Source organism: Kineococcus siccus, from assembly GCF_009906795.1.
Lineage (GTDB): Bacteria > Actinomycetota > Actinomycetes > Actinomycetales > Kineococcaceae > Kineococcus > Kineococcus siccus.
Window position 1 is genome coordinate 1 of record NZ_JAAALN010000213.1, and the last position, 6,881, is coordinate 6,881.

9 protein-coding genes and 2 pseudogenes are annotated in these 6,881 nt (G+C 77.9%); all 11 read right to left on the reverse strand.

Features of this window, described 5'->3' with window-relative positions; genetic code table 11:
* A pseudogene (locus tag GTR02_RS18115) lies at positions 1-322 on the reverse strand (hypothetical protein); the annotation flags it as partial.
* Entirely contained in the window at positions 322-903 is a 582-nt protein-coding gene (locus GTR02_RS18120; RefSeq protein WP_166608886.1) for a hypothetical protein, read from the reverse strand. The gene GTR02_RS18120 and the pseudogene GTR02_RS18115, both read right to left, overlap by 1 nt.
* 77 nt (positions 904-980) lie before the next feature.
* Positions 981-1,439 carry a pilus assembly protein TadG-related protein gene (locus GTR02_RS23990; RefSeq protein ID WP_205709562.1) on the reverse strand — a complete coding sequence of 153 codons (459 nt, stop codon included), beginning with the start codon at positions 1,437-1,439 and terminating at the stop codon, positions 981-983.
* Complete coding sequence (locus tag GTR02_RS24675) at positions 1,436-1,864, reverse strand: TadE/TadG family type IV pilus assembly protein (protein ID WP_166608887.1); 429 nt, start codon at positions 1,862-1,864, stop codon at positions 1,436-1,438. The genes GTR02_RS23990 and GTR02_RS24675 overlap by 4 nt, the downstream gene beginning before the upstream one ends.
* The gene (locus GTR02_RS18135) at positions 1,861-2,370 is read right to left on the reverse strand and encodes a TadE/TadG family type IV pilus assembly protein (protein WP_166608888.1); all 510 of its coding nucleotides are present in this window, start codon (positions 2,368-2,370) and stop codon (positions 1,861-1,863) included. Before GTR02_RS18135 ends, GTR02_RS24675 begins: the two co-directional genes overlap by 4 nt.
* Positions 2,337-2,597, reverse strand: a complete 261-nt coding sequence (locus GTR02_RS18140; protein ID WP_338073902.1) for a hypothetical protein — start codon at positions 2,595-2,597, stop codon at positions 2,337-2,339. The genes GTR02_RS18135 and GTR02_RS18140 overlap by 34 nt, the downstream gene beginning before the upstream one ends.
* A 48-nt stretch (positions 2,598-2,645) precedes the next feature.
* Positions 2,646-3,599, reverse strand: coding sequence for a type II secretion system F family protein (locus GTR02_RS18145; RefSeq protein ID WP_166608889.1), 954 nt, complete (start codon positions 3,597-3,599; stop codon positions 2,646-2,648).
* On the reverse strand, positions 3,596-4,486 hold the full coding sequence (locus GTR02_RS18150) for a type II secretion system F family protein (protein WP_338073903.1): 891 nt from the start codon (positions 4,484-4,486) through the stop codon (positions 3,596-3,598). Before GTR02_RS18150 ends, GTR02_RS18145 begins: the two co-directional genes overlap by 4 nt.
* Positions 4,483-5,796 (reverse strand): ATPase, T2SS/T4P/T4SS family, encoded by a 1,314-nt coding sequence (locus tag GTR02_RS18155; RefSeq protein WP_166608890.1) that lies wholly within the window; start codon positions 5,794-5,796, stop codon positions 4,483-4,485. The genes GTR02_RS18150 and GTR02_RS18155 overlap by 4 nt, the downstream gene beginning before the upstream one ends.
* Positions 5,793-6,584, reverse strand: a complete 792-nt coding sequence (locus GTR02_RS18160) for a hypothetical protein (RefSeq protein WP_166608891.1) — start codon at positions 6,582-6,584, stop codon at positions 5,793-5,795. The genes GTR02_RS18155 and GTR02_RS18160 overlap by 4 nt, the downstream gene beginning before the upstream one ends.
* 3 nt (positions 6,585-6,587) lie before the next feature.
* A pseudogene (locus GTR02_RS18165) lies at positions 6,588-6,881 on the reverse strand (hypothetical protein); the annotation flags it as partial.

Consider the following 6,881-nt stretch of genomic DNA (forward strand, 5'->3'; position numbering starts at 1 on the left):
GTTCCGGGCGGGGTGGCGCGGCGTCCTCGGGGGTGTCGTCGTCGGAGTCCACGGGCAGGAGCCAGCACGTGGGCGGCGGCGCCCCGCCGAGCAGGGTGACGAAGTCGGGCCACCGCTTCGTCCCCGCGCACTGGATGCCGTAGGACCCGCTGCCGCTGGCGAACATGGTGCACGTGCGCGCGCTCGCCCGCCGCTCGTCGCCCGACCCGCCGTGCGCGGCGCCCGCCTCCGCGGCCCCCGCCGGAGCGGCCGGCAGCAGCACGGCCCCGAGCAGGAGCGCCGCAGCGGACGCCGTCGTCGTCCCGGACCGGCTGCGGCGCATCAGAACCGCTCCGGCACGACGTCGCCCGCACCGCAGGTGCCGTCGTCGGCGACCACGTCGTCGACCAGCCAGCGGTCCCCGACGCGCACCACGACGGCCCGCCCCGTGGTGAAGTGCGGGGCGTTGACGGCCGCGCCCGTGCGGCGGTCGACCTGCCAGCCGCGGTCCTGCAGGCACAGCGAGAGCTGGACGCGGTCCGGCGCGGGCCGCTCGCTGCCCAGCACGCCCACCGGGTAGGGCCCGGGCATCTCGTCGCCGAGGTTCTCCGCCAGCAGGGGCACGGCCCACTCGCGCGCGGCGGGCGTCAGGGTCGCGACGAACGCCGGCAGCGCCGCGGGCTCGGCCACCTGCGCGTTGATGGCGAGGGCCTGCTCGCGCAGGTAGGCGCGCAGGGCGACGACCGCGGGGTCGCCGGCGAGGACGTCCGGAGCGGACGGCGGCGCGGCGCCCGGCGCCGCGCTCTCCTGCGGGGCGGTGGCCGCGGTCGGTGGCGCGGGGACCGCGGGCGCCGCGGGCGGCGCGACCGGCGAGGGGTCGCCGGAGCACGCCGTCAGCGCACCGGCGACGGCCAGGAGGAGCACCGGCCCCCTCCGCCGCCGGTGGGCGCCGGGCGGGAGCGGCCGCCCGGGCCGGGTCCAGGGTGTGCGTGTCCGTGCGTTCACTGCGCGTCCTCCTCGTCGAGGCCCTCGAAGGGCCGTGCCCTGCCGTCACCGCTCGCCCTGAGCTCCCGCACCCCGACGAGGCCCAGCAGGCTCGCGGGCACGACCACGTCCACGTGCGCGACGACCACCAGCCGTCGCCCGTCGGTCGCCGAGACCGCGCGGACGCCCCGGAAGCAGGCACCCGGGTCGACGATCGGGGCCCCGGCCGTCACCGCGTCGCGGCAGTAGCCCTCGACCCGCGCGCGCACCGCCGCCTCCGGCAGCAGCCTCAGCTCCTGCTCGTCCAGGTCCACCGCGGCCGCCCCGGCGCGCGCCGCCTCCTCGGCGTAGGCCACGGCCCGCGCGCGCGCCGTGAGCTGCCGCGAGGCGTCGACGACGAGCCCGGCCAGCAGCAGCAGGACGAGCGCGACGATCGGGACGGCCGGCGCGATCGACCCGTCGTCGCGGCCCCTCACGTGGTCTCCCGGTTGGGGTCGAGCGGGCTCGCGAAGGAGCCGACGACCCGCAGCCGGCCCGGGACCCCCGGCAGCCCGAGGTCGGAGACCGCGTAGCTGCACGAGGCCGACACCGTGACGGGCCGGCCGGGCGTGAACTCCACGAGCGGGTCGACGACCAGGGTGTCCGCGCAGTCACCGGCGCCCAGGGACGACAGCAGCACCTCGCGGGCCCGGGCCTGCGCGGCCGGCGCCGAGCGGGACAGCGTCGCGCTGCGCGCGGCGTCGCGGACCCCCGCGTCGAAGGTGGCGCGCACCTGACCCGCGCGGGCGCACGTCAGCAGCAGGGCGAGGAGGACGAGCAGCACGGGGGCGACGAGCGTGAACTCCAGGGCGATGCTGCCCGCGTCGCCGCGGCGCGTCGTGCCCCGGCCGGGCCCGGTCACCGGCTGGACCCGAAGCGCTCGACGGCCCCGCCGGCGCGCTGCGACGTCGTCAGGTCGAGCCCGGGCACGAGGCTGACGACCGAACCGGTCACCGTGACCTCGGCGCGCAGCTCACCCGCCGCGTCGAGGTAGGTGCGCGACGTCGCACGCGGGGCGAGCAGCGACTCCCGGCCGACGGTGGTCGCGAACTGCTCGACGTGCGCCTCGACGAGCGGGCGCGCCGCCGACGCCGCCGCGGGGTCGGGCAGGAGCCGCAGCTGCGACACGCCCTCGCGGGCCGAGGCCAGCGCCACCGAGCGGCCGTAGGCCCACAGGCCCGCCTGGACGCCGACGAACACCAGCAGCAGCAGCACCGGCGCGACGAAGGCGAGCTCGAGGGACGCCGACCCCCGGTCCGGCCCGACGTCCGCCCGGCGCCACGCGTCCGCCCGGCGCTGCGTGTCCGCCCGGCGCCGCGCGGACCGGACGCGGGTCAGCAGGTGGCCCCCACCGCCACGGTGGAGCACTTCTCCAGGTCGGCCGTCTTGGTCCGGACGATGTTGAACACGGCCCCGCCGATCAGCGTCGCCGCGACCACCACCACGGCCGCGATGACGGCCCACTCCAGGGCGGAGGCCCCCAGGTCCCGGCCGCCCGCCGCGGCGCGGCGCGCCCGGGCGGACAGCACCGCCGCGATCGCGCGGATCCACCCCGTCTGCCCTGTGGAGTTCCCCGTCTGCGTGCTGGAGTTCACTGTCGTTCCCTTCGGAGGTGTTGTGCTGCAGGAGGTCGGCGGGGGCGGTCACGACTGCCCCAGCAGGTTCGAGACGGCCGGGAAGGCGAGGAAGACCATGAACGCCGTGCAGAGCAGGAGCTGCGCGACGAGCATCGACTGCGACTTCTCCCCCGCCTCCCCCTCGGTGTCGGCCATCTCGCGGCGGCGCAGGGTGGCGGCCCGCGCCGACAGCGACGCGCGGATCTTCGCGCCGTCGTCCGCGGCCAGCACCAGCGCACCGGCGAGGTCGCTGAGCTCGTCGACGGCGAGTTCCGCCCCGAGGTCGCCCAGGGCCTGCCACGGGGTGGTGCCCATGAGGCGCGCGTTCGCCAGTGCCTGGCGGAGGCGCACGAGCGCCCAGTAGTCGCTGACCGAGGCCGAGGCCAGCAGCGCCTCGGGCAGGCCGCGGCCGCCGGCGAGGTTCATGGCCACGAGGTCGGAGAACACCCCGACGACGCGGCGGAAGTCGCGGCGGCGGCGCTGCGCGTCGGCCCGCAGCGCCAGGTCCGGGGCGAAGAACCCCGCCGCGGCCAGGAGCAGGGCGAGCGGCAGCGGGACGCCACCGGGCAGCGGGACCCCGGACAGGCGCAGGCCGCCCCAGCTGAGCGGGACGACGAGGAGGAGGACGAGCCCCGCCACCACCTTGGTCGCGAGGAACTCCCCCGTGGAGCGGCCGAGGACCGCGAGGTCGGCGCGGGTGCGCCGCAGCTGCCAGCCGCGTTCGGCGGCGGCCACCTCGAGGCGGTCGGCGAGGGCGTCGACCAGCCGGCCCGTGAGGCGCCCCACGACCGGCAGCCCGGCCTGCGGGGCGGCCGAGGCGGCGGCCTCGGCGGCGCTGAGCAGGCGGCGGTGCGTGGAGCGGCGCGCGGCGTCCAGGCGGGCCACCTGCACCCCGACCCCGGGCCGCGGCCGCAGCACGGCCTGCAGCAGGAGCAGGACGCCGGCACCGCAGGTCGCGCCGAGCAGCAGGGCGAGGCTCACGCGCGCACCTCCGCGGCCAGGAAGCGCTCGGTGGCCTCGACGTGGGCGAGGCGGCGCAGCCACGTGAGCCCGCCGACGAAGAGCGCCGCGACGACGAGCAGCGCGAGCTGACCCGTGACGGAGTCGTAGGGGGCGACGTAGGTCCGGTTGAACACCGCGAGCAGGCCCATGACGCCCAGGACGAGGCACAGGACGATCTGGACGCTGCGGCGGATGCTGCGGCGGCTGGACTCGATGCGGCGCCGCACGTCGAGCTCCTCGCGGGTCGAGGCGGCCAGCGCGGACAGCACGTCGCGCAGCCCCGGTCCGCGCAGGCGCGCGTTGAGGACGAGCGCGGCGCACACGACGTCGGCGCTGGGGTCGTCGACGTCGTCGGCGAAGCGCAGCAGGGCGTCGGGCAGGGGTTCGCGGATGCGCAGCCGGTCCACGAGCAGGTTCAGCGACGGGCGCAGCACCGCACCCGCGGTGCCCGCCGTCGCCGGGATCGCCTGCTCGAGCCCGATGGCCCCGGCGATGGTGTCGCGCAGCGACTCCGTCCACCCCGCGAGCGCCTCGAGCCGCGCGATGCCGCGGGCGCCCTCGGCGCTGCCACCGGCCACCCGGTCCCAGCCCGCGACCAGCAGGCCGATGCCGACGGCGGCCACGACCCAGCGGGTCAGCACCAGCGTGAGGACCCCCGCCAGCACGCCGCGCACCACGCGGTGACCGAGGGCACCGCGGGTCCCGCTGCGCCGCCACGACGGGCGCGAGCTCGGCCCGGTCACCTCGCGGCGGCGCAGGCCGAGGACGACGAGCAGCAGCCCCCCGCCGAGCGCGCCGCCCGCGACGGCGACGAGGAGTTCCGGCGACGCGCTCGCCCACGCCCCGGGCAGGCCCGCGGGGTTCACGCCGACCACCGCGCCAGGACGGGGGCGGTGTACCCCGCGGCCTCGAGCTCGTCGCCGCAGGCGATCGGGGCGTGCGCCAGCGCGGTGCCGTCGGGACCGGCGGCGAACACCTCCGAGGACAGCACGCGCCCGTCCACGCCCGTGACCTCACGCACGCTGGCGACCACCCGCTGCAGCGAACCGCCTGCGTGGTAGGTGTTCTGCTTGCGCAGGAACACCACGAAGTCCACGGCCCCGGCGACGAGCATGTGCGTCGCCTCGACGGGCAGGTGCTCCTCGGCCTGCAGCGCGTAGGTCGCGATCCGGTTGAACACCTCCATGGAGGAGTTCGCGTGGATGGTGGACAGCGAACCGTCGTTGCCCTGGCTCATCGCGTTGAGCATGGTGACGATCTCGTCGCCCAGGACCTCCCCGACGATGACGCGGCTGGGGTTCATGCGCAGCGATCGCCGCACGAGCTCGGCCATCGTCACGCCGCCCAGGCCCTCGGAGTTCGGCAGCCGCTCCTCGAAGGCGACCGCGTTGGGGTGCGCGGCCTCGTCGCGGTCCAGGCCCAGCTCCAGGGCCCGCTCGACCGTGACGATGCGCTCGTGCGGCGGGACCTCCGCGGCCAGGGCACGCAGCAGGGTCGTCTTCCCGGAGTTCGTCGACCCCGCGATCATGATGTTCTTCCGGGCGCGCACGGCGGCCCGCAGGAACCGCGCGAGGTCCGGCGTCATCGTGCCGCTCGCGACGAGGTCGTCCAGCGAGGCCGACCCGAGCCGGGAGCGGCGGATGCTCAGCGCGGGGCGCTGGCACACGCCCATGACGGCCGACAGCCGCGACCCGTCCGGCAGCCGCAGGTCCAGCTGCGGGTTCGCGGCGTCGAAGGGCCGGCTCGTCAGCCCGACGTTGGCGGCGAGCACCTGCACCAGCTCCACGAGGTCCTCGTCGGAGTCGGCGACGGGTTCGTGCAGCTCCTCGCGCCCGTCGGCGTAGCTGACGAACACGCGGTCGCAGCCGTTGATGTCGACGTTCTCGACGTCCGGGTCCTCCAGCAGCGGCTGCAGCCGTCCCACGCCGAAGAGCGCGGCGCCGATGGCCGCGGCCACGGCCTCCTCCTCCCGCGCGGCGGGCGGGACGCGGCCCGCCTCGATCTCGGCGCGGGCGTGGTCCTCGAGGACCTGCACGACGAGCGAGCGCGCGAACTGGCGCTCGTCCGCGGCGCTCATGGGGGCGCGGCCCGCGACGTCGTCGCGGCGCCGCGCGCTGTTCAGCCGCTCGGCGACCTGGGCCCGCAACCGGCGGACGAGGTCGTGGTCGACGCTCACGCGACCCTCCGCAGCTCACCGGAGGCCGCCGCGGCCAGCGTGGCGACCAGCGGGCGCCCCGCCCGCACGAGCGCCGTGCGCTCCGGCCGCGGGTGCAGCGCGCCCGCGAACACCCGCGCCCCCGAGGGGTCCAGGGGCAGGCGCCCCAGGTCCTCCACCCAGTCGGCCTCCGCCCGCACGGCGTCCGCGGCCTGGTCGCCGTCGCTCCCGCGGGCGCCCTCGACGACGACCACCCCGACGCGGGGGCGCAGGCCGTCGGCGCGGCGCAGCGCGTCGCCCAGCGAGCGCAGGCGCTCCCGGGCGTGCAGGACGCCGCTGACGTCGGCGCGCAGCAGGAGGACGACGACGGCCGAGGTGCGCAGCAGGGGCAGGTGCACGGAGCGGGCCGTGACCCGGCCGGCGTCGACGACGACGTCGACGGCCTCGCCGGACGGGCCCGTCAGCGCGTCCGCCGCGACGGCGACCGCGGGCCACAGGGACGCGGCCGCGTCGGCCTGCTCGGGCGCCGCGAGCCCGCAGACGACGGGCGTCCCGCCGGCCGCCCGCTGGGCCTGCTGCAGCAGCTGCTGGGGCGTGAGGCCGCGGCGCGCCTGCGTCAGCAGCGGCAGCAGCCCGCGGTCGCCGTCCAGCGGCCCGCCGTGCTCGGCGGGCCAGCGCACGGCGACGTCGCCGCCGGCCGGGTCGGCGTCGAGCAGCAGGACCGGACGCGGCCACAGCGCTGCGGTCAGCATCGCGGTGGTCGTCGTGCCGGGCGAGCCCTTGGCGGAGACGACCGAGACCAGCGCCACGGCTCAGCCCACCGTCGTGTCGACGAGGGGACGGGTGCCGTCGGCGAGGCGGACGAGGGCCACCTGGCCACCCGCCGCGGCGGCGACGACCGCGGCCGCGTCGTCGACCGGGACCAGCAGCGACACCGCCGCGGCGTCGGTGGGGGCGTCGGCGGCGACCACGCGGACGGCGCTGAGCAGCACGTCCCCCGGCCGGCCCCCCGCGGCCTCCTCGCCCCCGTCGCCCGCGACGAGGAACGCGCGCACCACGTCGCCCGCCTCCAGCGGCCGGCTGGGGCGCTGCGGCGCGGACAGGAC